The organism is Paenibacillus sp. 11B (assembly GCF_030487755.1).
GTDB lineage: Bacteria > Bacillota > Bacilli > Paenibacillales > Paenibacillaceae > Paenibacillus > Paenibacillus vandeheii.
In genome coordinates, this window is sequence record NZ_JAUKNS010000009.1 from 64,856 (window position 1) to 89,498 (window position 24,643).

The window sequence follows — 24,643 nt, forward strand, 5'->3', positions numbered from 1 at the left end:
GACTGCACCGGTATCCTCAAATTAAAGGCGCGTCAGCGATAGACAAAAGATTACATAAGTACCCTTTTTTGTCTTTTCCAGATCATTAAAGACAGCAAGGAACTCAGGGCATCTAAGGGCATTTTCAGCCAATAGGCAGAGGGAATGCTTTTTATGTGACCATGTTCTGCGTGCTGCTCCGATGTCGCAAGATGGCAAGACGTCCTATTACCGCCGCTCAGTCCGCAATATGAAGCTTATATCTTTATCTCACCGTAAGAAGACACTCAATTCTTTATATAAAGAATTTCTCCAATTTATCTCTTAAACATGCGAAAGCGAGGAATATTCATGCCACAAGTTGTGACCAAGCCGAACAACCGCCAGCTTGCCTTTGATGATATGCGCATCTCGGTATATGCAGATCGTATTCTGGAAGGACTGGACATGCTGGACAAGGAACGTCTGGTACGCGGGGTAAACAGCAAGCTCCGTCGTGACGAAGTTACCGGAGACGAGATCAGCAACGCTTTTATGATGAGCGCCCTGGAACTGGTAACGAAGGAAGAGCCTAACTGGAAATTTGCAGCGGCACGCTCCCTGCTGACTTCCCTTTACAAGAAAGCGGCCACCAATCGCAGATACAAATCTTACCCGGAAGAGCCTTACGGCGCTTTCCACCCGCTTCTTGTGGATCTTGTGAAGAAAGGTATCTACCGCGAAGAACTGCTGGAATGTTACACCAAAGAGCAGATCGACGAACTTGCTGAATGCATCGACTACCGAAACGATCTGTTGTTCGACTACATCGGCTTGCTCACACTGGCAGAACGTTACCTTGCTCACGATTTTGACGGAAAAGTCATGGAATTGCCTCAAGAGCGTTACATGGTTATCGCGATGTACCTGATGCACCAGGAGCCTGCCGAGAGACGTATGGATCTTGTTAAGGAAGCTTACTGGGGAATGAGCAATATGTACATGACAGCAGCTACACCTACGATGTCCAATGCGGGCAAAAAAGTGGCCGGACAACTCTCCAGCTGCTTCATTGATACCGTGGATGATTCCCTTGAGGGCATCTTCGATTCCAACACTGATGTAGCGCGTCTCAGCAAAATGGGCGGCGGCATCGGCGTTTACCTCGGTAAAGTCAGAGCTCGCGGTTCGGACATCCGGGGTCACAAAAATACAAGCTCTGGCGTAATCCCTTGGATTCGCCAACTAAATAATACTGCGGTCAGCGTAGACCAGCTTGGAACACGTAAAGGTGCGATCGCCGTTTATCTGGACGTTTTCCACAAAGACATCTTGGCCTTCCTCGATCTGAAGCTGAACAATGGTGACGAGAGGATGCGAGCGCATGACGTATTCCACGGCATTTGCCTGCCTGACCTGTTCATGGAGCGAGTAGCCAGCCGCGGCGAATGGAGCCTGTTCTGCCCGCATGAAACGAAAAAAGTGATGGGCTGGAAAGACGAGAACGGTCGTCCACTCGGGCTGGAAGATTTCTATGATGAGTCCGTAGGCGAAGGCGCGTTCCGTCAGAAATATGAGGAAGCGGTGAACCACCCGCTGCTGTCCCGGATCACGGTTCAGGCGATTGACATCATGAAACGTGTCATGAAATCCCAACTAGAAACGGGTACGCCTTACATGTTCTACCGGGATACCGTCAACCGTTCGAACCCGAACAGTGCACACGGCATGGTGTATTCCTCCAACCTTTGTACCGAAATCATGCAGAACCAATCTGCAACGGTAGTTGAAAAGGAAGAGCTCGTAACGAAAGATGGACAAACCCGCATCGTGATTTCCAAAGTGCCGGGCGATTTCGTAGTCTGCAACCTGAACTCCATTCACTTGGCACGTGCCGTGCCTCATGATGTATTGGAGCGTCTGGTACCGATTCAGGTTCGTATGCTGGACAACGTAATCGACATCAACAACATTGAAGTGCTGCAAGCCCAATACACCAACAGTCAATACCGTGCGGTTGGTCTGGGAACATTCGGACTTCATCACCTGCTTGCTCTCGAAGGCATTCGCTGGGAATCGGAAGAAGCAGTCACATATAACGATAATCTGTATGAAAAAATTAACTATCTGCTCGTGAAAGCCAGCATGGAACTGTCCAAGGAAAAAGGACATTATCCGAAATTCCAAGGTTCCGATTGGCAAACAGGCAAATACTTCGACCAACGGGATTACACGTCAGGTGAGCGCGTAGGCGAATTCGTTACAACTGAACAATGGAAAGAACTGCAAGCCCAAGTACAGCAAAACGGTGTACGTAACGCCTGGTTGTTCGCCATTGCACCAAATGGTTCAACGTCCATCATTGCCGGTTCAACAGCCAGCATTGATCCGCTTTACGAACTGTTGTCCTATGAAGAGAAAACGACATACAAGATTGCCAACCCGGCACCTGACCTGTCCGAAAAAACGATCTGGTACTACAAAACAGCGTTCATGGTGGATCAACATGCTTCCATCAATATGGCTGCTGCCCGTCAACGCCACGTCGATCAGGGTCAAAGTTTCAATCTGTATGTTCGTCCCGATATCAAAGCAACGGAATTTCTGGAACTGCACCTGCACGCCTGGAGAGCCGGCATCAAATCAACTTATTATGTCCGCAGTCGGGCATTGACTATTGAAGAATGCGATTCTTGCGCAAGCTAATGTTTATCGTGATGCTGAAAGCTCACTAGATCTACGATGACTACCAGGGCATCCTGTTTTGAATGCAAAATGGCGTTGCCCTGGTACTTTTTTGCCTAAAACACGATCACAACATTATGAGATGTTGATATAGATGCCAGATTACAGCCCCAAATATATAAGTTGAAATATTATTACAGTGTAAATTCATTCAAGGAGTGAACGGATTATGCAATTGCAGAAAATTTTCAATACCGAAGCGCCTAACCAGTCTACCCGTATCATTGAAGGGGAATGCTCAGGCATTCTGAACTGGAACGATATTCGTATGCCTCATATGTACAAGCTGTACAAAGTACTGCTGCTCAACCACTGGATTGCCGATGAGATTCCGATGTCCAAGGACGCTTCCCAATTTGCCCAATTGGACCCGGAAGAACAGCGTACATTTAAAGTAAATATCTCCCTGCTCGCTGTACTGGACTCCATGCAAACGATGTTTGTAGGTGACGTGAAACGTTATTTCACCGATTCATCGCTCGAAGCGATCTCGGCAATTATCGGACAACAGGAAGTTGTACACAACCAATCCTACTCCTACGTCCTGTCCTCCATCGTATCTGATCGGGAGCAAAAGGAAATTTTTGAATACTGGAAACATGATCCAGTGCTGCTTGACCGTAACCGGTTTATCGCCGACATCTACCAAACCTTCCGGGATAATCCGTCTCCACAGACGTTCTTCCAGGCCATGGTAGCTGATTTGGTACTTGAAGGGATCTTCTTCTATAGTACATTTGCCTTCTTCTACAACCTGGCCCGTGACCAGAAAATGATGGCAACCAGCCAAATGATCTCTTATATTCAGCGTGATGAGAACCAACACTGCTACTTCTTCGCTGAAGTGTACAAACAGCTGCTGGTCGATTTCCCTGAACTGAACACACCAGAGAACATGGACTATGTATACAAAACGATCAACCGTGCCGTTGAACTCGAAACCAACTGGGCACACTACACCCTCAGCAACGTACGCGGCATTGACTTGAACGAGTTGGAAGACTACATCAAGTATATTGCTAACAAACGTTTGCGCCTGATGGGTATGGAAAAAGCTTACGAAGGCGTGGATGTGAACTGCATGCCTTGGATCAAACCTTTCTCCGATGAAGCGCTGAATGCTACGAAAACAGACTTCTTCGAAGCCAAGTCCCGTAACTACGGCAAAGTCGGCGACGATAACGGATTTGACGATCTGTAAGCTGGACGATCTGTAAGCTGATGAATCAGTGAACACAACCTAAAATAAATACTCAACACTCCCCTTCTTGGAATGCTTAATGGCTTTCTGCTTGTGGGAGTGTTTTTTCTATACGCCTGGATATTAAAACCATCCATCCCGCTAGCTTGTAAGATATAATGGAAAAAGGTTCACATTCCCCTGTCGAAATGAGGCATAGTGATGGCAAACGAACTGCTGGAACAACTAAACAAGTGGCATGAACAGGACGAGTTCGGTCTTATTATTGAACGTATTCAGGATATTCCTGAAGTGGACCGGGATTATGAGCTCATTGGTCAACTAGCCAGAGCGTATAACAATGAAGGACGATACCGTGAGGCTGCCCAACAGTTACTAGCCGTGAATGAGCAAGGAACAAGCGACCCTCTCTGGCAGTACCGTTTGGGTTACGCTTATTATCATATGGCCATGTATGAACAGGCGCTCCATGCGTTTGAGATGGCTAACGAGCTCTTGCCCCATGACGAATCAACCAACGAATTTCTCGAATGGACACGGCCCAAAGCTGAAAAAATGCAGCAGAACCGACTGCGCCACCAAGAGATATTGTTGGAATTGGAGCAGAGTGGCAGGCTAAATCACCTTAGAGCCGCTTCCGGGTCCTACGATCCGGCTTCCTTCTGGGAACAGAGTGAATATGCGTTAGAAAGTTATGTATCTCCACCTTTTGACGAAGAGTTGATCCAAACCATTGAACAGGAGCTAGGCTATCAATTACCTGCCTCCTATATCCAGTTAATGAACACACAGAATGGCGGAATCCCTGCACACACCGTTTTCCCAACCAATGAAGCTACTTCATGGGCTGAGGATCACATCGCCATTACGGGGATAATGGGCATTGGGCGGGATAAATCCAATACACTGGCCGGAGAATTTGGAAGTCGATTCATGATTGAAGATTGGGGATACCCTGATCTCGGTATCGTCATCTGTGATTGCCCTTCTGCAGGACACGATGTGGTGATGCTGGATTATCGATTCTGTGGCCCAGAAGGCGAACCTGCTGTGGTTCATGTGGATCAGGAAGACGATTATGAGATTACATATCTGGCACCTAATTTTGAAGCTTTTATTCGCGGACTGGTTGATGCAGATACATTTGATCTGTCAGGTGAAGAGGACGAAGACTGAAATTGCAGGAGGGGCTTATGACAACCCGTATCTATTTTGGCTCCAATAAACTTGGTGAGATTGAGGAAGCATCGTTGCAAAAGGCGCTTCTTGATTTCAATCTGGGAACGCTTATAGATTATAAGCGAACCGATGAGGGGGTGATGGGCCAGACACTTCTTATTCACTCTTCAGAGGGAGAATATATTCTGAAAGGTAACCCATTATATGCAGGACAACTCCAGGAAGAGCAATTTTTCGTAGAACAGCTCATCAAGCACACCAATATTCCTGTACCTAATCCATATTTGCTGCATGAAGATTCCGACATGCTGGGCTGGAGTTATGCCATCATGCCCCGATTACCCGGAATACACCTGCATGACCCGATATTACAGGCCTCCCTGTCACAGGAGGATCAAGCGAATATCGCTACGATGCTTTCCCATTCCTTAGCAGAACTGCACCGTTGGAAGGTCCCTGACGCCGGAGAGTATGATCCTGTAGCGAAGCAAATCGTTCCCTTTGCGGGCAAATATCTGGACTGGTTGTATGGAACTATCCACCACTGGCTGCAGGATGCTGCAAAATACTCTGTGATTACCGATGAAGATATACAGTGGGTGGACGAGCAATTAAACAATGCTGAATCTGCATTCCAATCGATGCCTGTTCCCGGATTTGTGATGGGAGATTTTAAAGTGGAGAACTTCCTGATTCACAAACGAGATGATCTTGGATCAGAATGGCAGATTAGTGGTCTGTTCGATTTTACGACCGCCTATTTTGGAGACGGCACAGCTGACCTAACCAAAATGACAGCCATGTATATCCGTGAAGGCCAACCCGAGCTTGCCAAACGATTCCTTCAAGGGTACCGGGAACTTGTCTGCACAGCGGATTCAGAGCGATACCAACGCTTCGCTGCACGGCTTAGGGTGCATCTGCTCTATCAGCGCATTTTGTTGTGGGGTGAATGCAAAGCAACAGGCCGAGTGACCTGGGCAGCGGATCTGACTTTTGCACATTGGGCGGAGCAGTACATGGATGCGGTTATTGCTTTGCTGGATTAGTACACCAAAAAACCGCCAGAAAGATGAAGATATCTCTCCTTCTGGCGGTTCTTCTTAAACTATGAATCTATATTTAAATAGTTAATACGCCCATATGCATTACGGTTGTGCGACCGGTGCTTCCTGATGTTTCTGCAAAAACTCCAGCATCCGCCGATAAACGAGAATCTCATTCGTTTTTCTGGAGAAGCCATGACCTTCATCATCCAGAACGATGTATTCCACGTCTACCCCTTTCCCCAGCAACGCAGCCACGATCTGATCCGATTCCGCCTTGACGACCCTTGGATCATTGGCCCCCTGAATGACCAGCATCGGGTTCACCATTTGGTCCAAATACGTAATGGGCGAATCCTTCGTTAAACGTTCGCGGTCACGGACCGGATCACCCAACCAGTTGTCCATCATTGGCTTCCAGTCTTCGGGCACGGATTCCAGGAAGGTAAACAGGTTGCTTGGTCCAAAAATATCAACCGCAGCCCGGAATAATTCGGGGTGACGTCCTGCCAGAAGCAAGGTCATATACCCACCATAACTGCCTCCCACCACGAACAGACGATCCGGTGACGAGATACCCTCGTCAAACAGCCAGTTTATACCGGCAACGCAGTCCAGCCTTGGGCCCTCGCCCCAATCTCTCTCAACCATTTTGACAAATTCGGCGCCATATCCCGTGCTTCCCCGGAAATTGGGTGCAAAAATATGATAGCCCTGCGCCAGCATCAATTGGAACATCGGGCGGAAGAATTTCGCTTCCGATGCCTGCGGCCCGCCATGCGGCCAAAATACTGTGTAGCCATTCGCCTGCTCCGGCTTCGCCTTGAAGAAGAGTGCTTCGATCTCCAGTCCGTCGTAGGAGTTATATCGAATAACATCCGGGTAGACGAGATCGCTTGGATCAAGCCCTGTTACCCGATTAGCGGTCAACGGCTCCCATGACTCACTGCCTGACATTAACCGATAGATATTATGCGGCTGGACGGCTCCACGCCCCGAAATATACACATTGCCGGCCTTGGTAACCGTTACATGTTCTACGGTATCCAGTGGCATGTCCACACGCCGAGGCTGCTCCGAATCTTTGTCCAACGCGTACATCCGATTCTCAGGACCTGTAAACGTCCAGAAGTATAACGTCTCTGAATCCTTGTGCCAGCGGATGATCTCCACGTCCTCGCCTTCCATTTTGCACAGAGGACGGAATTCATGAGTGTCCAGTCTGTATTCAGCCACATAGGAGTACGGTTCGTTATCATTCGTAATCATCAGAAGCCGATTATTGTCTGCAAACAGGACATATGGGACCTGACTCTGCCGATCGGAGACCGGAATAATGGATTCTGACTCACCGTTCCGATACACGTATGCTGTCTGGTAGGTATTGGAGTATACATTCAGGATTACGTAGGCTTGTTCATCCGAACTCACAGCAGCCAGATTGCTTGTAACCTCTTCCCCCTGATGCAGAAGCTCATCCTCTCCCGTTGCCAGGTTAATCCGGCGTGAATTGAGATAGTTCGGGTTATCCCTGCTTGTCATATAATACAGACGCTGTCCATCCTCGGACAGATGGGAGAAATAACAACGATCATTGGGCTCTGCCGGAACAACAGGAAATGGAACTCCACCTTCCGGTTGAAGTGCATACAGATGATAATTCTCATCACCATCCCGATCAAACGCGGTGAGAATATGACGTCCTTCCGGGTCTGGTTTGATAAACTGGCTGCTCTGATTCAAGTACGTCAAAGGATACGGGTAGCCACCCGGCAGATCCATAGCCCAGATATTGGGCTGGCCATTCAGATTGCTGTCAAAAAACAAACGCTTCTCGTCGGCCGATACGGCAAAATGGGAAATCCAATACGTCTGGAAATACTGTTCAACATCCGGTTTGGGAAACTGAATCATGACAAACCTCCTTAAGTATGAATGAAGTATCAAACAGTGGTAAATTAAGGGTGTATTTGTCCATATTATATGTACATCCATTGTTTGTACAATAGATATGGCATATTTTTTTCCAATTTAGATCTTTCTTCGATTACGTATAAAAGGTCATATGAGGTTTGTCCTCCCGGTAATAATCCAGCCTTTGCTTCATAGTTCCGGTATGCAGCTCGAACAGATGACCATCCGGATCGGTAAAATAAACGGATAATGCATCCTTGGGATCACGTGGTCTTCCGGGAAGAATGTCAGCCCCGGCTGCTCGCAGCTGCTGCACGGACTCATCGAATTCCTCTTCTTTTACGGTAAATGCAATATGTGTATACGTTCGTTCCGTATAGTTGCGAATGACGTCGTCTTCCTGATTTAAAGCGATCCACAGACCGGCAAGTTCGAAATACGCCAGCTTCCGGCCTTTTACTTGAATACGGGCACCGAGAGCCTGCTCATAAAAGGTAATGGACCGATCCAGATTGGATACGGAAAAGCACAGATGATTAATTCCCTGAATATTCATTTGGCTTCTGACACCTCCACAATTTAATGACCTGCTGCAATAGCTACATCCTTATTATGGTATATTTTGCCCTAAAAACAAATGCCCTTCTTCCTCCTGTCGCACCTTCTTCTGGGCGAATGCATAGTTTAGGCGTATGAACGAACGTGCGAGGAGGATGTAAACCAAATGAATCCTGTCTATCCTTTTTACGGTGAGAAGACGGTGTGCAAGGAGAAAAAGCTGGCGTTCCCACCCCAGCATCAGGATCAGCAGCCTGGTCTGGAAACCCTGATGGTACCTGAACCCATCAGCGAAGATCCTGCCTATATTGGCAGCTGCAAGCTGGAAGGCAAGGTGGCGATTATTACCGGTGGTGACAGTGGAATCGGCAGAGCGGCAGCGATTGCTTTTGCCAAAGAAGGTGCAGATATCACCATCGCTTATCTATATGAACGGACCGACGCCGAAAGGACACGTGATCGCATTGAAGAGCTGGGTCAACGGTGTCTGTTGATCGAGATTGATCTCCGCTTGAAGAAAAACTGCGAGGCGGTCATCCGTACAACCATGGAGACGTTCGGAAAGATCGACGTTCTGGTCAACAATCATGGCGTGCAATACGTACAGCCGAGCATCGTCGATATTACGGAAGAGCAGCTGTACCATACGTTCCAGACGAATGTGTTTGCCTACTTTTTTCTGATTCAAGCGGCTCTCCCGCATCTGTGTAAAGGCGCATCCATCATCAATACGGCTTCCATTACGGCCTACAAAGGTGAAGTGCAGCTGATCGATTACTCTTCCAGCAAAGGGGCTGTAGTCTCTCTGACTCGTGTACTCGCCAAATCGCTCGCAGCTCAGGGTATTCGGGTCAATTGCGTCGCACCCGGTCCGATCTGGACACCGCTTATTCCTTCCAGCTTCTCCGCTGAAGATGTGCAGGTATTTGGAACTGAGACACCAATGGGCCGTGCAGGCCAACCTTATGAACTTGCTCCAGCCTACGTCTATCTCGCTTCCCGCGATTCTTCCTATGTCACAGGAGAGTGCATTCATGTTAATGGCGGGGATATGGTAACCACCTAATCACCTAGAGGTATCTCCATTCAAAGCAACGCAACTCACATAAATATGGGTTTAACCCCCTGTTTGTCAGTCATGTCAGGTTGGATTTCATACGGTCAGCAGGAGAACGCAACTTCGCTGCGAAGAGGGTTAGGAGTAATTGATCCGGCAAGCCGGAACCTGACATCTTGCGACAAGGAGCTGAACAACCTGATGAACTTCGATCCACTCTACCAACCGTATCCGTCATACCGTGTGCCCGTCTACGCCAAACAAGGTATGGTCGCCACTTCACAACCTTTGGCTGCGCAAGCCGGTCTGGATGTGTTAAAAAAGGGCGGCAATGCCATTGATGCCGCTATCGCAACTGCTGCTGCACTAACCGTGCTGGAGCCAACGTCCAATGGCATTGGGGGCGATGCCTTTGCCCTCGTCTGGACCGAGGGCAAGCTGCATGGCCTGAATGCCAGTGGGCCTGCGCCTCAGAGTATTTCAATTGAGGCGCTCAAGGCGGCAGGCCATACGGAGATGCCGAAGCTGGGGGTCATTCCGGTGACGGTGCCTGGCGCACCGGCGGGTTGGGCCGAGCTGAGCCGCCGATTTGGACGGCTCACGCTGGCGGAAGCGCTGGAACCGGCTGTCCGCTACGCGGAAGAAGGTTACCCGCTTGCGCCGGGGCTGGCCCGCCATTGGGCACGGGCAGCCGATATCTATGCACGCCAGGGTGATGCGGAAGCCGGGCGAGCATGGTTTGATACATTCGCCCCAGGTGGACGTGTTCCGGCCGTGGGCGAAATGTGGCGTTCGCCGGATAATGCGGCTGCACTGCGCCGGATTGGCGAGAGCGGAGCGCGAGACTTCTACGAAGGTGAACTCGCGGAGCGTATTCATTCTTTTATGGCAGAGCACGGCGGTTATTTGACGAAAGAAGATCTGGCCGCATTCCAGCCTGAATGGGTTGATCCGATTTCGGTCTCTTATCGCGGATATGACGTGTGGGAGATCCCACCGAACGGTCAGGGGTTGATTGCTCTGGCAGCGCTCAATCTGTTGAAAGGCTTCGATTTTGACGAGAAAGAATCCGTACTGGGGTACCATCGACAACTGGAAGCCATGAAGCTGGCATTTGCCGATGGTGAGAAATACATTACCGAGGAACGCAAGATGGGCGTAACCGTACAGGAGATATTGTCCGAAGCGTATGCAGACGAACGGCGCAAGCTCATTGGTGATATGGCACTTCCGCCTGAAGCAGGCGATCCGCGGGCAAGCGGAACGGTCTATCTGGCTACAGCGGACGGTGAAGGCAACATGGTTTCTTTCATTCAGAGCAACTATATGGGCTTCGGCTCCGGGCTGGTTGTGCCGGGAACAGGCATTGCCCTGCAAAACCGGGGACATAATTTCTCGCTTGATCCGGATCACGCCAATGCGCTGGAGCCGGGTAAACGGACGTATCATACGATCATTCCGGGCTTCCTCACATGCGGCGATGAAGCGGTCGGTCCATTCGGGGTCATGGGCGGTTTCATGCAGCCCCAGGGTCATGTGCAGGTCGTCATGAATACGGTGGACTTCCACCTCAATCCGCAGGCTGCGCTCGACTCTCCGCGCTGGCAGTGGACCAAAGGCAAAACGATCCTGGTTGAGCCCGGATTCCCTCAGCATATTGCACAGGCACTCGCCCGCAAGGGGCATGATATACAGATCGCCCTCGACCCGTCGATGTTTGGACGCGGTCAGATTATATGGCGAGATCCGGGCAGCGGTGTATTATGCGGTGGCACGGAAAGCCGGGCTGATGGCTCCGTAGCAGCGTGGTAATCCGTTGTATGTGCAGCTAACTAAGAGCGGAAAAACCTGGAGCACTGCATATGCTGGGTGAACGGGGAAAACCATTCATATATATGAATGTATTGATTCATGCGAAAGTGTAGTTCATATGAAATTATGTTTGGATCACAGGCAGAGAAGAGATCAAATCGGTCTCTTCTTTGCCTTTTTTGTCTATCTTTTTTCTCGTTGACCCGCAAGATGCACAGGTACTGTCGAGAATGCATACCCCTTCTAATGTAAATCCAATGTATAATTCATGGTTTTCATTGAAATTTCATTGTATTTTCATAGTATTTTCGTAAATTTTCATCATTCCCCATTACGGAGACTCTGCTCCCGTCCGATATAAATATAGGGGAATTGCTCACCTCATACATCATCTCCATCTTATAGAAAAGAGGTCATAAAGCACATGAAAACACAGTGGAAATACAAACTCGGGTTCACCATGATGATGATTCTGGTTGTCCTGGTGCTGGGAGCGTGTTCGACAACCGATAAGGCCTCCCCCGCAGATCAGCGAACCAAAGTCGGCATCGTTCTTACCGATGTCGGCCTGGGTGATCATTCTTTCAGTGATGCAGCATTTGAGGGTTTGGTACAGGCCAGAAACGAGAACAGCATTGTTTTTGATTACAAGGAACCGGGAAAGGATTTGACATCCGAGGCAGCCTTTGAGCAATTTGCGGCGGATAAAGTCGATTTGATCATTGGTCTGAGCGACACGGTAAAAGCCGATCTGGAGAAGGTTGCTCAGAAATATCCAGATCAACATTTCCTCATCATTGACGGGCATTCCGATCTCCCCAATGTGACCTCCATGTCCTTCAAAGCAGAAGAAGGCAGCTATCTTGCGGGCATTATTGCCGGCTTTGCAACAACCGAAGACCATGTAGGCTTTTTGGGTGGAATGGATATCCCCGTACTCCACAATTTTCAGCAAGGCTTTGAGCAAGGTGTCCAGGCTGCTAATCCGAATGCCACAGTCCATGTCGTGTACGCCGGAGATTTCGGCAATCCTGATCTTGGAGGACAGCTCGCAGCACAGATGATTCAGGAACAGCGTGTTGATGTCATTTACGTCGCTGCCGGACTTACGGGCATAGGTTCACTTTCAGAGATTCAAAAATTAGGGAAATACGCCATTGGCGTGGACCAGGATCAGTTTTTTTTAGCAGAAAAAGCCGTACTCACGTCCATGCTCAAAAATGTAGATATCTCTCTTCATAACGCCATCAATACATTCATTCAGAACCAGCATTCATTCCCGCAAAAAGAAATGCTCTTCGGTCTGGCAGAAAATGGAGTAGGTCTAACCGCTCTACATAACATCACCCTTACGAAGGAACAAGAGCAAACTTTTGATGATTTGAAAGCACAGATTGCTTCCGGCAAAACCAAGATTACCCTAGATCAATAAACCAATTGCTAAAATGGAGGCACGCTTATGAAATTGCAGGGAAAGCTGATATTGAATGCCATAGTTTCGTTACTGTTATGCCTCGCGCTGGTCGCTTATATCATTATTCAATTATTGAGCATGAATGCCAAAAACCAAAACCTGGTGCCTGCCATGCTAAAGGTTACTGAGCTGAACGCAAACCAGATACAGACCGAGCAGGCGCTCGATGTATATTCGTTCTCCATGACAGCTGGTAATCAGGATAACGTAGCCCGATTGCTGAACGAAGGTAAAACGATGGTGAAAGAGCTCACGGAAGGCTTGCTGGATACGGATGAACAGCTTCGTCTAATCCAATCAATCCAAACGAAATTGACAGCTCTGGACAATGGTGCCACGGAGGCCATCACAGCCATGAACAGTTCGGACGCCAAACGTTTCAGCTCACGGGTCAAAGGTATACAAAATGATATCTATATGCTGGATGAGGTGACCCGGGATCGATATGAGCAATATACGGTGGATCTGGAACAAGACATCCAGCGAACCTGGCAAATTGCTCTCGTCGGAGCCATCGTCCTGCTGATTGCTGTCCTGCTGTTCAACATGAACGCTTCACGACAATTGGCAAGACGCATTCGCACCTTGAAGGAAGCGGCAGGACAAATTGCGAACGGTGACCTTACCCAGCAGCTTCCGGAGGCCCGAGGCAAAGATGAACTGGATGACTTAAACCGCTCCTTCCGCCTTATGACGGGTAATATTCGCAGTATCATCCAATCCATCGGTGAGGCAGGAAACCGTGTTGATGGAATGGCACAGGACATTGACCGCGGTAATGATACTGTTCAGGCCATTGTGCAGCAAGTGTCCCGAACGACCGAAGAACTGTCGATTGGCAGTCAGAAAATTGCTGAGGATCTAAGTGACACGGTCATGGTCGTAGATAAGATGCAGCATACGTTCGAAAGCAATCTTCAGGCGACTTCACAATCGGCCATATATGGCAACGAGGTTCTGAGTTCCGTGAAGGAAGGACACATTGCTGTACAGGAACAGCTTCGTCTGGCTGAAGTCAACCGGATTGCCATGTCTGAGGTAGAGCAGACGGTCCAGGAATTAGAGGAGAGCGCCTCCCGGATTGCCACCATGACTGCCTATGTGTCGGGCATCGCTACACAGACCACCCTGCTGTCTCTGAACGCCTCCATTGAAGCGGCACGCGCAGGTGAAGCCGGACGCGGCTTTGCTGTCGTCGCAGGGGAAGTGAAGAAACTGGCCGAGCAATCGGAGCAATCGGTACAGCATATCTTTGCAGCAGTCAGCGAAATTACAACGGCTATGGGCAAAGTAAAAAGCTCGGTGACGCAGAGCATTCAGCTCTTTGCGGAACAGGAGAAGGCTACTGGAAAAACCGGCGAATCCTTCTCCGGAATCCGTCACAGTGTGGAGCGGATCAGTACAAGCATTAACCAGCTTGCGGAAGACATGAAGCAGTCCAGTGAACTTAGCGCACAGGTTCAGCAGGCGATTGAAAACATCAGCGCCATTACGGAGCAATCAGCTGCAAGCAGCGAAGAAATTACCGCTTCAACAGCTGAGCAGCAGCGTTCGTTCAATGAAGCAAGCACCAAGGTGAAGTCTTTGCGGGATATCAGTGCGGAGATGCATCAGGAGCTATTACGGTTCCGGTTGTAGTGGAGGCGTTATAAAGAAGAGGCTGTGCCTGAAGCTGGAAGTGGCCTTCCCTTCTCGGGTCGAAGCGCTAATCCATTCTAACGAATCGACCACACCTTAATTGGAGGGTTTGAGTCGAATGCACAGTTTACGAATTCCAGGCAAGCTATTTGGAGCTAGAATAAAAAGTGGACACCCATTAACGGACAGAAGGATAATAAGACTAACGGAGGTGTGTCCACATGGGAGAACAACGGCAACGATACAATGAAGAATTCAAAAAACAAACGGTCAAGTTTATTCAAGAACAGACGAAGACACTCAGTGATCTGGCAGAAGAGCTTAACATCCCGAAAAGTACGTTACATCAATGGATGAGCCAATATCGTGAGCTCAAAAACGAACCGGCTGCCAGTATGGACCGAGTTAAGGAACTCGAAGCAGAGCTGAAAGAGATGCGTCGCATGCTCCAAGAGAAAGAACATCGACTTGCCGATACGGAAGAGGAACTAGCTATTGTAAAAAAAGCGGTGCACATCTTCAGCAAACCAAAGAACTGAGATTCCAGTTCGTGGAGAATCATCGCTCCGAGTTCCACTTGGAGAAGATGTGCGAAACCCTGCAGGTCTCACGGAGCGGGTACTACAAATGGCGGAAGAACGAAACAAGCATGCAGGAGCTTCGGAAATCCCAGATCATGAAGCGAATTCAGTACCATTTTTCCGACCACAACAAGCGATATGGTAGCCCCAAAATTACACGGTTACTTCATCTGGAGGGGTTTAAGATCACCGAACGTACAGTGAGTGTGTACATGCGCCAAATGAAGCTCCGTTCCGTCGTTAGCCGCATATATCGTGTCCAGACCACGGACTCCAAGCATAACCATCCGGTCGCACCCAACACGCTGAATCAACAGTTTAAAACGCTCAAACCGAACACCGTCTGGGTTACAGACATCACATACATCCCGTGCCGAGGAGGACGCTTGTATCTCGCCAGTGTCCTGGATTTGTGCACGCGTGAAATTGTTGGTTGGCGTTTGTCGAACCATATGGAAACTAGCTTGGTGCTGGATGCTTTGAAGGCTGCTTACACTGCCAAACGACCTGGTAAGGGTTTGCTCCATCACTCGGATCGCGGCTCCCAATACACCTCCAAAGAGTACGTCGAGCAATTAAGTGCCTACGGTATGGAATCCAGCATGAGCCGCCGGGGAAACTGTTACGATAACGCCTGTATCGAGTCTTGGCACAGTATTTTGAAGAAGGAACTCATTTACTGTAATCCGCGCTTTAAAACACCGGAAGAGGCCTACATGGCTATCTACCAATACATTGAGTTTTACTACAACCGCAAACGAATGCATGGCGCACTGGGGTACCTTTCCCCTGCCCGTTTTGCACAGCAATTCACCGGAAATTCCGTAGCGTAAGTGTCTACTTTCTTGACAGAGGTCCAATTCTCATTATACGGATACAAACTTGGGCCAGAACCTGCCGAGCAGCGAAAATAACGCCGCTGTGATTCGTTAAAACGCAGATCAATGGAAAATGCAGATCATAGCGTATGCTCGGTTCGTTAAACGGTATTCACACTAAAAAGGGATGTCCACGTCATGTTTGATGACTATGGGACATCCCTTTCTTTATGTTATGAATGATTTATATCATTGTTGTGTCAGAGGCATGCAGCACAGGAAGGACACGTACTCTCTAAATGCACCTATCACACGAACTCAAAGCAACGTAAATTTAGCTTATGAAATAACGAATGTACCCAGAGTGCAGCAACAAGCGTGCCCTTGGTTTACAGGGCATCCATGATATCCCCGGCGAGCAGGGATGCCGGATCACCTCGCAGCAACGCGGCTCTCTCCGCTGCCTGGCCGTGCAGGAACACGCCAAAGGCAGCAGCTTGCTCCGCGCTCAGCCCTTGGGCGAGCAGACCGGCAATGATGCCGGTCAATACGTCTCCCGCACCGCCGGTTGCCATGCCAGCGTGCCCGGTGGTGTTGATGTACGCCTCGCCGGATGGCGTTGCGATGACCGTGCGTGCTCCCTTGAGCACCAGGGTTAGGCCCTGCTCGCGGGCGTACCGTGCAGCGTGTCCAATTCGGTCACGCTGCACTTCGGGGGTCGACATGCCCAGCAGTCGGCCCATCTCCCCGGGGTGCGGCGTCAGAATGGTCGCCGCACTTCGTTTGCCCCAGTCGCGAGGCCCGGTTGGGCCAGCGTCTGCAAGCATGTTGAGGGCGTCCGCGTCGATGACGAGCGGGCGATCCGTCTGTTGCCACAGACGGCGCAGCCAGTCTGTGTCGCCCTTGAAGCGGCCGAGGCCCGGGCCGGTCGCGAGCACGTCGCGGCTCTCCGCGAGACGCAGCACGGCGTCGGCGGAAGCCGCGTTCCACTCGCCGCTGTCGCCATCGGCGGCGGCAGCGAGCATGAGCTCGGGCACGGTGCCGATGACATGCGGTAGCAGTGCCGCGGGCAGCGCCCATGTGGCGAGCCCGCAGCCAGCGCGCAGCGCGGCCTTGGCCGAGAGCAGGCCTGCGCCGCTCATGGGCAGACTTCCTGCGGCCAGCAGCACGTGGCCGTAAGTGCCCTTGTGGCCGTCCGGTGCCCGGAGACGGCCCGTGTCCACGCGCAGCGCACCACGCAGCACCTCATCCGTCAGCAGACGGACCGAGGGGCCATGCTCCGGCGCAAGCCGCGCAGGAATGCCGATGGAGCGCACCACGATGCGCCCCGCAGCAGATGCGCCCGGGTACTGAACCAGCCCGCGCTTAAGCAGCGCGAGACATACGGTCACCCGGGCCTGAATGCAGGGCTCATATACCTCCCCAGTGTCGGCATTCAGCCCGCTTGGCACATCGGCGGATACGATCGGCTTGCCGCTATCGTTCGCCGCCTCAATCAGCGCCGCGTATGCTCCGCGCGGCGCCCCACTGGAGCCGGTGCCCAGCAGCGCATCCACGATGCCTGTGCACCGGCTGAAGTCCACGGCTTCGCGCCCGTGGACAAGGGCAGGGATGCCGAGCTGTGCTGCGGCATCCCGCTGCACTGCGGCTTCGCCCCGCAACGCATCAGGCACATCGGCGTATACCAAAGTCACGCCGAGCCCCGCTTCAACCAAATGGCGCGCCGCAACCAGCCCGTCGCCGCCATTATTACCCTTGCCGATCAGCATGTACCACTGCTGATCACCAGGTTGCCCCATCACGAGCGCCGGCTCGGCGATGATGTCGCCACCATGACCTTGCCGATCCCCGGGCCCGGTGTGCGCCCGCTCCCGGTTACCATCGTTCCGGCCGTCCTGCTGCTCCGGACTGCGGCCAACGCCCTCTTTCCGGCCTTCCCGGCACAGCCGGATAACTTCCTCGGCGATGGCTCTGCCTGCGTTCTCCATCAGACTGGCAGCCGGAATGCCAAGCTTGTGAATCGTATGCTTATCCACAGCTCTCATCTGTTCAGCGGTTACGATAAACAATGTTCATCCCTCCCCGGTGAATTTCTCCGAAAATTGCATTTGCGAATAGCTTATACTCTCACGATGATTCTTTAGTTTTCCAAGCTGCTTCGCTTCATTGAATGTTCTCGTCTGTTTTCCCAGCCCTGTAACCTGCAGCTCTTAATAACCTACTGTAAACCGAGATTGAATAAATTGTGGATCATCCAGCTCATCCACCAAAGCCGCTGCAAAATCGCCAACCGAAATGGAGCTCTCACCAAGATCATCGGTGATTACACGATTCATACCAACCCGGAACAGGCCTGTCCGTCGTCCCGTTGTGATTGTAGCCGCAGGACTCATGTAGGTCCAGTGAATATCCGACGCCTCAATCAGGTTATACGCATCTACATGAGCCTTCGCCAGTGGCTTGACTTCCTCTGGGAACCCTGGCGTGTCCATTAGCATTTCTCCAGAATCCGTAATCAAGCTTCCCGCTCCGCCAACCACAACCAGCCGTCCTGCTTTCGAACGACGAACACCCTCGATTAGCGAACGTGTAACTTCCAGCATCTCTTCTTCCGAACCAAACTTCGGTCCATAAGCACTCACAACGGCTTCCTGTCCTGCTGTAAAATCGGCAACCTGGTCCGGGTTAAGCAAATCCCCTTGTACCACACGCAAACGCTCATGCTCCATCTCCACCTTCGCAGGCTCACGAACAATCGCCGTTACTTCATGTCCTCGGTCCATCAATTCCCACAATATCGTCTTTCCAATCGCTCCGGTTGCTCCAAAAATGGCAACTTTCATATTAAATCCCTCTTTTCAGTAGATATCCTCTTGTCAACTTACCGTTATTTTAATACTTAATCCCATTGTTATATACCTTAAACGGCTCACGCCATCTTAAACCCTCTTCCCCCACTTGTAAACCATCGCCATAAAATCTCTTCTATTCATTAATTCAAACAAAAAAGCCGCTATATGCGGCTCACATCAATTCCCTCATAAATTAAATGAGGTTCTGGATATTTCTTCTCTTCACTTTTCGACAACCTGCTACTTTTTGATTCCTATTCTTGCCTCCACCACATGCCTTCCGATTTCGGACTGGTGTAGGTGAAGCCAAATTGGGCGTACAGACGGTCAGCAGGGACATCTGCCAGCAGGCTGACCAATCCACGAGCAGGCACATGTTCACGCAAATAGTTCATGATCTCGCTCATGATCAGTTTGCCATATCCTCTTCCCTGCTGGTCCGGACGCACGGCGATATCCACCACCTGAAAGAAACAACCGCCATCTCCGATGACCCGACCCATGCCTACAATTTCATTTTCTTCACGCAGACAAACGGCAAAAAGACTATTCGGCAGCCCGATTTCGGCCCCCTCCTGGCTCATCGCACTGAGACCCGCGCTCTTTCGTAGCGCAAGATACTCGGCTGCTGAGGGCGGTGTATGTTCAATGTTGATGTGGTCCATGAATCATGCTCCCTTCCTAATTAAACCTACGATTAATTGCAAAATAAAAATTTCATGGGTGATTACATCTTCTTTGCTTAGGCACCTTGGACCTTCTTAAGACCGTAAATTCCTACTGTTCCTGCTTGAATTCACGCAATTCCTGTGTAATAGTGAGAGAAAGCTTAAGTGAACCGTGTTTCATGCTACACTACAGTTTTTGCAAAGGAGGAACTATTTGTGCTTCAACGCTGGATACCTGCTCTGTTCTCATATCCGGGCTTCGGGGCGTTACTACTCGGAATGATCGCTGTACTGCTTGGACTATACATATGGTCTGCGACAGAAGTCAGACGAAGTCGTGACAGGCGAATACAAGCGATACGAGATACATTATACATAAGTACAACCCTGTTGGGACAACTCACCGTAAAAGAACATCGGAATGACGCTCTTACGGAACATGAGCATCATGAATTGTTAACCGCCATGCTGTCCTGCAGAACCGCAGTCCATCTATCTCCTCAGCTTCAGGATCAAATCCGCAGCTGTATCATTGATGTTGATCCAGCTCGGCTCGCATTGATGCACAGGGCTCTGGAACGAGAGAGTGCAGCATTATCGGATGAATTGAATCGGTACGCCCATCCAGACCATTGGGGAAGAGCGGTCTGGAATGTCATTCGTCCAGCTGCCGAACCCGCCGCCGTGGCTGCTTTAGTGTACCTGATCGCTGATTTTGTATTCCGTCAACAAGGTTTGATGTATCCTTTCTGGCACTCCTGGTTCAATGCTTTGCCATGGATACGCTTCGTCTCCTTGATCGTCACGGTGTTCTATGGTTATCTGCTCTGGTCCAGCCCAAAACAGCGTTCATCGGGCACAGTAACCAAAGCCCTAGTCACCCTAATTGCCCTGTGCTCCCTCCTTCATCTGATCGGACTTGCTGCTGCTCCCTACGCATTGGGATTACAACTCATTCTGTTCATCTCTGGCTTCAGCCTGACAGGAACGCCTTCCCGCAGTGATCGCCCCTTCGTGGGACACAGCGATTCGGATAAGGAATGGAATAGCCGTACAGAAGCACAGGAGGATGAGAATGTGGACATGGAGCTAAACCTCTATAAACCACGTACATCCGGAGCAATTTCCGAAAAGTGAACCTCTTTCTGAATTTGGTTGACCTGGTATCAGCAATCTCCGTTCATTCAAAGCCCAAAAAAGAGAAGCCCACAGAATCGTCGGCTTCTCTTTTTTGGGTTCCACTTATTTCAGCATTTGCTTAATTCAATTTCCGATTTTATAAAAGGTCCGTGCACAATTACAAATTCAATCCCGAATTACATGAAGGATGACGACGCCTATCCCTTCGCACTCGTATTCGATCCGCGCAATGAACGAGGTGAGCTGCTTCGTGCAGTGCTGCCGGATTTGGAGGCGCTGCCGGAGGGCGTATTTTCAAAACGCTTGCGTTCGGTCCGCTCCATCTGCACGATCTGGCCTTCATGTACAACGATGTGCAGCGAGCCAAACTCCATGTCATTCAGTTGTCCGGCGATTCGATCCATCCATACCTCATCCACTTTTAACGGCTTAGCCATAGAGCCGCCTCCTCTTCTCAGGCTACTGCCCGCTATATTCCTCAAGTGTGCTGTCATCCAACCCGATTTATAATTCATTCTTATCCAACCTATATACTTGGTTTATACATTAGCAGGGCTTCCAGTAGCTGTCAATCCGAATTTTCATGAATCGGAGGCAACATCTGTTTTCATTCGGAACCCTCTTAAAAACCAAAATGTTCGGCATGGATTTCGGAGCGTTACTCACCTTTCGGGAATCGTTTTATGACCCAGCCAGCTCTTAAGAAGCAACGTTGCCAGAGCCAAAATGAGCAGCAAGGAGGCGACGGCAAACGAAGCAGAGAATTGATACTCGTTATATAAAATTTCGACATGCAGCGGAAGCGTGTTGGTCTCCCCGCGAATATGACCGGACACGACAGACACAGCTCCGAATTCACCCATGGCCCGCGCATTACACAGAATGATGCCATACAGCAGACCCCACTTGATGTTGGGCAGAGTCACGTTCCAGAAGATCCTCCACCCGGAGGCTCCCAGCGTTACCGCTGCTTCTTCTTCTCTCGTGCCCTGATCCTCCATCAGTGGAATCAGTTCCCTGGCGACGAATGGAAACGTAATGAACAACGTTGCGATAACAATGCCAGGCAGGGAAAAAATAATTTTGATATCATGCTCGGCCAGCCACGGTCCAAACCATCCATTCGAACCAAAGACGAGCACAAAGATCAACCCGCCTACCACCGGCGAGATCGAAAAAGGGAGATCAATCAGGGTGATCATGAGCCCTTTTCCCCTGAATTGGAACTTGGTAATGACCCACGCAGCCGCCACACCGAATATCGTATTAAGCGGCACGGTGATCCCGGCAACCAGCAGCGTAAGTTTTAACGCCGACATCGCATCCGGTTCGGTAAGCGCGGCGATGTAGACACCCCAGCCCTGCTTCAACGCCTCCATCAGCACGATCACCAGCGGCAAGATGAGCAGCCAGATCAGCACCAGACTTGCCAAGCCGATTAACAACCATTTGACCCATGTGGCTTCTGTGGTTGCACGGTTGGGACCCGGTCCAGTTCGCACACGGGCAGCAGGCGGTAATGGAACGGAACCCGCCATATTCTGTACCTCCTTTTGGTTTATATAAGTTGAACAAATGATTTTACACTAAACCACTGCGCGGTCAGAACATCTTCCGATTGCTGTTATCCCCGGATTTTTTATGAACCGATCCTAAAAAGGGGAAATCCGGGGATAAAGGCAAACGCTCCGCTTCTCCAGATTTTTCTGTCCTCTCCGTTTATCGTGTAAATGTTAAGTTCAACTTATATAGGTTGGCTTATATACATTAAGCTCTGCCTGCCTTTCGGCTCCAGCGTTGAAGTGAATTAATGATCAATAGCAGGACAAAAGAGACCAACAGCAGCAGCAAGGCTACCGCCGTAGCTCCTGCATAATCGAACTGCTCCAGCTTCGCCATGATCAGCAGGGGGGCGATCTCCGTTTTCATCGGCATATTACCTGAGATAAACACCACTGAGCCATACTCGCCAATACCCCGGGCAAAAGCCAACGCAAAGCCGGTCAGCAGCGGCGGAATTAGGTCCGGAAGCAGGATCTTCCGGAATATCCGCCATCTTCCCGCTCCCAGCGTGGCCGCAGCTTCCTCCACCTCAGCCTCCAGCTCCTGCAAAACCGGCTGCACCGTGCGTACCACAAACGGAATCCCGATAAACATCAGCGCCAGAGTAATGCCCGCCTGAGAATAAGCCAGCTTGATACCCAGAGGCTCCACGAACTGCCCAATCCAGCCATTTCCGGCATATAACGCCGTTAAGGCAACCCCCGCAACTGCCGTCGGCAAGGCAAAAGGCAGATCAATGACGGCATCAAACAGCCGCTTCCCCGGAAATTCATAACGAACCAGTACCCATGCCAGAAGCAGCCCGAGGACTAGATCGATCAAGGCCGCTGCGCCTGCGGTCAGAAAACTCACCTGGAAAGAAGCCAGCACCCGGGGATTTGTTGCCACCTCAATCAATGTGGACCAGGTCAACCCTGTGGAGTTAAACAAGAGCGCTGCCAGTGGAGTAAGTACAACCAGGCTCAGGTAAAGCACACTGTAACCCATCGTCAATCCGAATCCCGGCAGTGTACGACTCCGGGCTACCATCACCTTGCTCATGGACGTTCATCCTCTCTGCCTTCAGTCGGTAGGACTGGTTGGCCGCTTACATGATCACGCAACAATATCGATCTTAATAGCATTAGCTGCCCGGAACATAAATCTGGTCAAAGATACCGCCGTCATTGAAATGTTTGGCCTGTGTATCCCGCCATGTGCCAAATACATCACTCAACGTGAACAGCTCAAGCAGCGGGAACTGATCCTTGAACTTTTCCTTCACGCTGTCCAGTGTTGGACGGTAATAGTTCTCGGCAGCAATGGTTTGCCCCTCTTCGCTGTACAAATATTTCAGATAGGCGTCCGCTACTTCGCGGCTGCCCTTTTTGTCTGCATTTTTATCCACGATCGCTACAGGTGGTTCAGCCAGAATGCTGACCGAAGGAACAACGATATCGAATTTGTCCGGACCCAGCTCTTTAACCGATAAGAAAGCCTCATTCTCCCAGGCAAGCAGCACATCACCAATACCACGCTCTACAAACGTAGTTGTTGCTCCACGCGCTCCAGAGTCAAGAACAGGTGCATGTTTGAACAATTCTGCAACGAAAGCCTTGGCCTTCTCTTCATCATTGTTGTTATGCTTGAGCGCATATCCCCATGCCGCCAGATAGTTCCAACGGGCCCCGCCGGACGTTTTGGGATTCGGAGTTATGACCTGCGTATCTCCCTTGATGAGATCATCCCAGTCCTTGATACCTTTCGGGTTGCCTTTGCGTACCAAAAACACAATCGTTGATGTATACGGGGAGCTGTTATGCTCGTATTTATCCTGCCAGCCCGCATTGATCAAACCTTTATCTTCGATGGCATCAATATCGTAACCCAATGCCAGCGTAACCACATCTGCATCCAGTCCATCAATGACTGAACGACTTTGTTTACCTGAACCGCCATGAGATTGCTTAACCGTTACTTCCTGACCTTTCTCTTTCAGCCAATACGCCGCAAACGCCTTGTTATATTGCTCGTAGAGTTCACGTGTCGGATCATAGGATACATTCAGCAGCTCGATCGCTTTTGCTCCTTCTTTGCTGCCTTCCGCTTCCTCAGATGTTCCCGCCGCATTCGTGCCACCACCATCCGATCCGCATGCCGCCAGTACCCCTGTTAATACCAATGCCAGACCAACCAGAATACCCTTATGAATTCTCTTTTTCATAGTTAACACTCCCCCCGAATGGATCTGCAAGATTACCTCCACAGGCTGAACAGCATGGAACGCACCGAAAAAAACAGAAAACGGAGGAACCCCCGCGCACTTCTCCCTCATAAAGTCATGCCGACCCAAAGGCCGTGTATGCTTCATCCAGAATTCATACGCTACGGTGTTCCTCCGTCTATACGGTGAGAACGTTATTCTGTTCACGTTACGATCTCTCATGTGACTGTAAATGA

Annotated in this window: 20 protein-coding genes; 11 read left to right on the forward strand and 9 right to left on the reverse strand. The window is 50.3% G+C overall.

The window, feature by feature from the left end:
- Positions 1-330: 330 nt before the first annotated feature.
- From Q0V21_RS29270 to Q0V21_RS29285, 4 genes are all read left to right on the forward strand, one after another.
- Complete coding sequence (locus Q0V21_RS29270; protein WP_301881858.1) at positions 331-2,664, forward strand: ribonucleoside-diphosphate reductase subunit alpha; 2,334 nt, start codon at positions 331-333, stop codon at positions 2,662-2,664.
- A 208-nt stretch (positions 2,665-2,872) separates the two neighbouring features.
- Positions 2,873-3,904 (forward strand): ribonucleotide-diphosphate reductase subunit beta, encoded by a 1,032-nt coding sequence (locus tag Q0V21_RS29275; protein WP_024632189.1) that lies wholly within the window; start codon positions 2,873-2,875, stop codon positions 3,902-3,904.
- Between the two features lie 201 nt (positions 3,905-4,105).
- Entirely contained in the window at positions 4,106-5,080 is a 975-nt protein-coding gene (locus Q0V21_RS29280) for an SMI1/KNR4 family protein (RefSeq protein WP_301881860.1), read from the forward strand.
- 17 nt (positions 5,081-5,097) lie between these two features.
- Positions 5,098-6,132 (forward strand): phosphotransferase family protein, encoded by a 1,035-nt coding sequence (locus Q0V21_RS29285; protein ID WP_301881861.1) that lies wholly within the window; start codon positions 5,098-5,100, stop codon positions 6,130-6,132.
- Between the two features lie 99 nt (positions 6,133-6,231).
- On the opposite strand, the gene Q0V21_RS29290 is transcribed toward Q0V21_RS29285, so the two are convergent.
- The gene (locus Q0V21_RS29290; protein ID WP_301881862.1) at positions 6,232-8,043 is read right to left on the reverse strand and encodes a S9 family peptidase; all 1,812 of its coding nucleotides are present in this window, start codon (positions 8,041-8,043) and stop codon (positions 6,232-6,234) included.
- A gap of 133 nt (positions 8,044-8,176) precedes the next feature.
- Entirely contained in the window at positions 8,177-8,599 is a 423-nt protein-coding gene (gene fosB, locus Q0V21_RS29295) for a metallothiol transferase FosB (protein ID WP_301881864.1), read from the reverse strand.
- A 168-nt stretch (positions 8,600-8,767) separates the two neighbouring features.
- Here fosB and Q0V21_RS29300 point away from each other — a divergent pair, with 168 nt between their 5' ends.
- The 6 genes from Q0V21_RS29300 (at position 8,768) to Q0V21_RS29325 (ending at position 15,996) form a co-directional block, all read left to right on the forward strand.
- Positions 8,768-9,667 (forward strand): glucose 1-dehydrogenase, encoded by a 900-nt coding sequence (locus tag Q0V21_RS29300; protein ID WP_301881865.1) that lies wholly within the window; start codon positions 8,768-8,770, stop codon positions 9,665-9,667.
- A gap of 192 nt (positions 9,668-9,859) precedes the next feature.
- A complete protein-coding gene (locus Q0V21_RS29305; protein WP_301882113.1) occupies positions 9,860-11,470 on the forward strand; it encodes a gamma-glutamyltransferase family protein in 1,611 nt (536 codons plus the stop codon).
- 424 nt (positions 11,471-11,894) lie between these two features.
- Complete coding sequence (locus tag Q0V21_RS29310) at positions 11,895-12,902, forward strand: BMP family lipoprotein (protein ID WP_301881867.1); 1,008 nt, start codon at positions 11,895-11,897, stop codon at positions 12,900-12,902.
- A gap of 27 nt (positions 12,903-12,929) precedes the next feature.
- Positions 12,930-14,582, forward strand: coding sequence for a methyl-accepting chemotaxis protein (locus Q0V21_RS29315; protein ID WP_301881868.1), 1,653 nt, complete (start codon positions 12,930-12,932; stop codon positions 14,580-14,582).
- A 221-nt stretch (positions 14,583-14,803) separates the two neighbouring features.
- A complete protein-coding gene (locus tag Q0V21_RS29320) occupies positions 14,804-15,121 on the forward strand; it encodes a transposase (protein ID WP_301249069.1) in 318 nt (105 codons plus the stop codon).
- A gap of 11 nt (positions 15,122-15,132) precedes the next feature.
- Complete coding sequence (locus tag Q0V21_RS29325) at positions 15,133-15,996, forward strand: IS3 family transposase (protein ID WP_301880598.1); 864 nt, start codon at positions 15,133-15,135, stop codon at positions 15,994-15,996.
- Positions 15,997-16,370: 374 nt separating this feature from the next.
- Here Q0V21_RS29325 and Q0V21_RS29330 read toward each other — a convergent pair whose 3' ends face one another.
- The 3 genes from Q0V21_RS29330 to Q0V21_RS29340 form a co-directional block, all read right to left on the reverse strand.
- Positions 16,371-18,050, reverse strand: coding sequence for an NAD(P)H-hydrate dehydratase (locus tag Q0V21_RS29330; protein WP_301881869.1), 1,680 nt, complete (start codon positions 18,048-18,050; stop codon positions 16,371-16,373).
- A gap of 141 nt (positions 18,051-18,191) precedes the next feature.
- Positions 18,192-18,824 carry an NAD(P)-dependent oxidoreductase gene (locus Q0V21_RS29335; RefSeq protein WP_301881870.1) on the reverse strand — a complete coding sequence of 211 codons (633 nt, stop codon included), beginning with the start codon at positions 18,822-18,824 and terminating at the stop codon, positions 18,192-18,194.
- A gap of 263 nt (positions 18,825-19,087) precedes the next feature.
- Positions 19,088-19,498, reverse strand: a complete 411-nt coding sequence (locus Q0V21_RS29340; RefSeq protein WP_079348768.1) for a GNAT family N-acetyltransferase — start codon at positions 19,496-19,498, stop codon at positions 19,088-19,090.
- 219 nt (positions 19,499-19,717) lie between these two features.
- On the opposite strand from Q0V21_RS29340, the gene Q0V21_RS29345 reads away from it, so the two are divergent.
- Positions 19,718-20,638 carry a hypothetical protein gene (locus Q0V21_RS29345; RefSeq protein ID WP_301881873.1) on the forward strand — a complete coding sequence of 307 codons (921 nt, stop codon included), beginning with the start codon at positions 19,718-19,720 and terminating at the stop codon, positions 20,636-20,638.
- A gap of 200 nt (positions 20,639-20,838) precedes the next feature.
- On the opposite strand, the gene Q0V21_RS29350 is transcribed toward Q0V21_RS29345, so the two are convergent.
- The 4 genes from Q0V21_RS29350 to Q0V21_RS29365 form a co-directional block, all read right to left on the reverse strand.
- Entirely contained in the window at positions 20,839-21,078 is a 240-nt protein-coding gene (locus Q0V21_RS29350) for a YezD family protein (protein WP_053779771.1), read from the reverse strand.
- A gap of 225 nt (positions 21,079-21,303) precedes the next feature.
- A complete protein-coding gene (cysW, locus tag Q0V21_RS29355; RefSeq protein WP_301881874.1) occupies positions 21,304-22,179 on the reverse strand; it encodes a sulfate ABC transporter permease subunit CysW in 876 nt (291 codons plus the stop codon).
- 229 nt (positions 22,180-22,408) lie between these two features.
- Complete coding sequence (cysT, locus tag Q0V21_RS29360; protein ID WP_301881876.1) at positions 22,409-23,245, reverse strand: sulfate ABC transporter permease subunit CysT; 837 nt, start codon at positions 23,243-23,245, stop codon at positions 22,409-22,411.
- Between the two features lie 82 nt (positions 23,246-23,327).
- Positions 23,328-24,407 carry a sulfate ABC transporter substrate-binding protein gene (locus Q0V21_RS29365; RefSeq protein ID WP_301881877.1) on the reverse strand — a complete coding sequence of 360 codons (1,080 nt, stop codon included), beginning with the start codon at positions 24,405-24,407 and terminating at the stop codon, positions 23,328-23,330.
- Positions 24,408-24,643 lie beyond the last annotated feature (236 nt).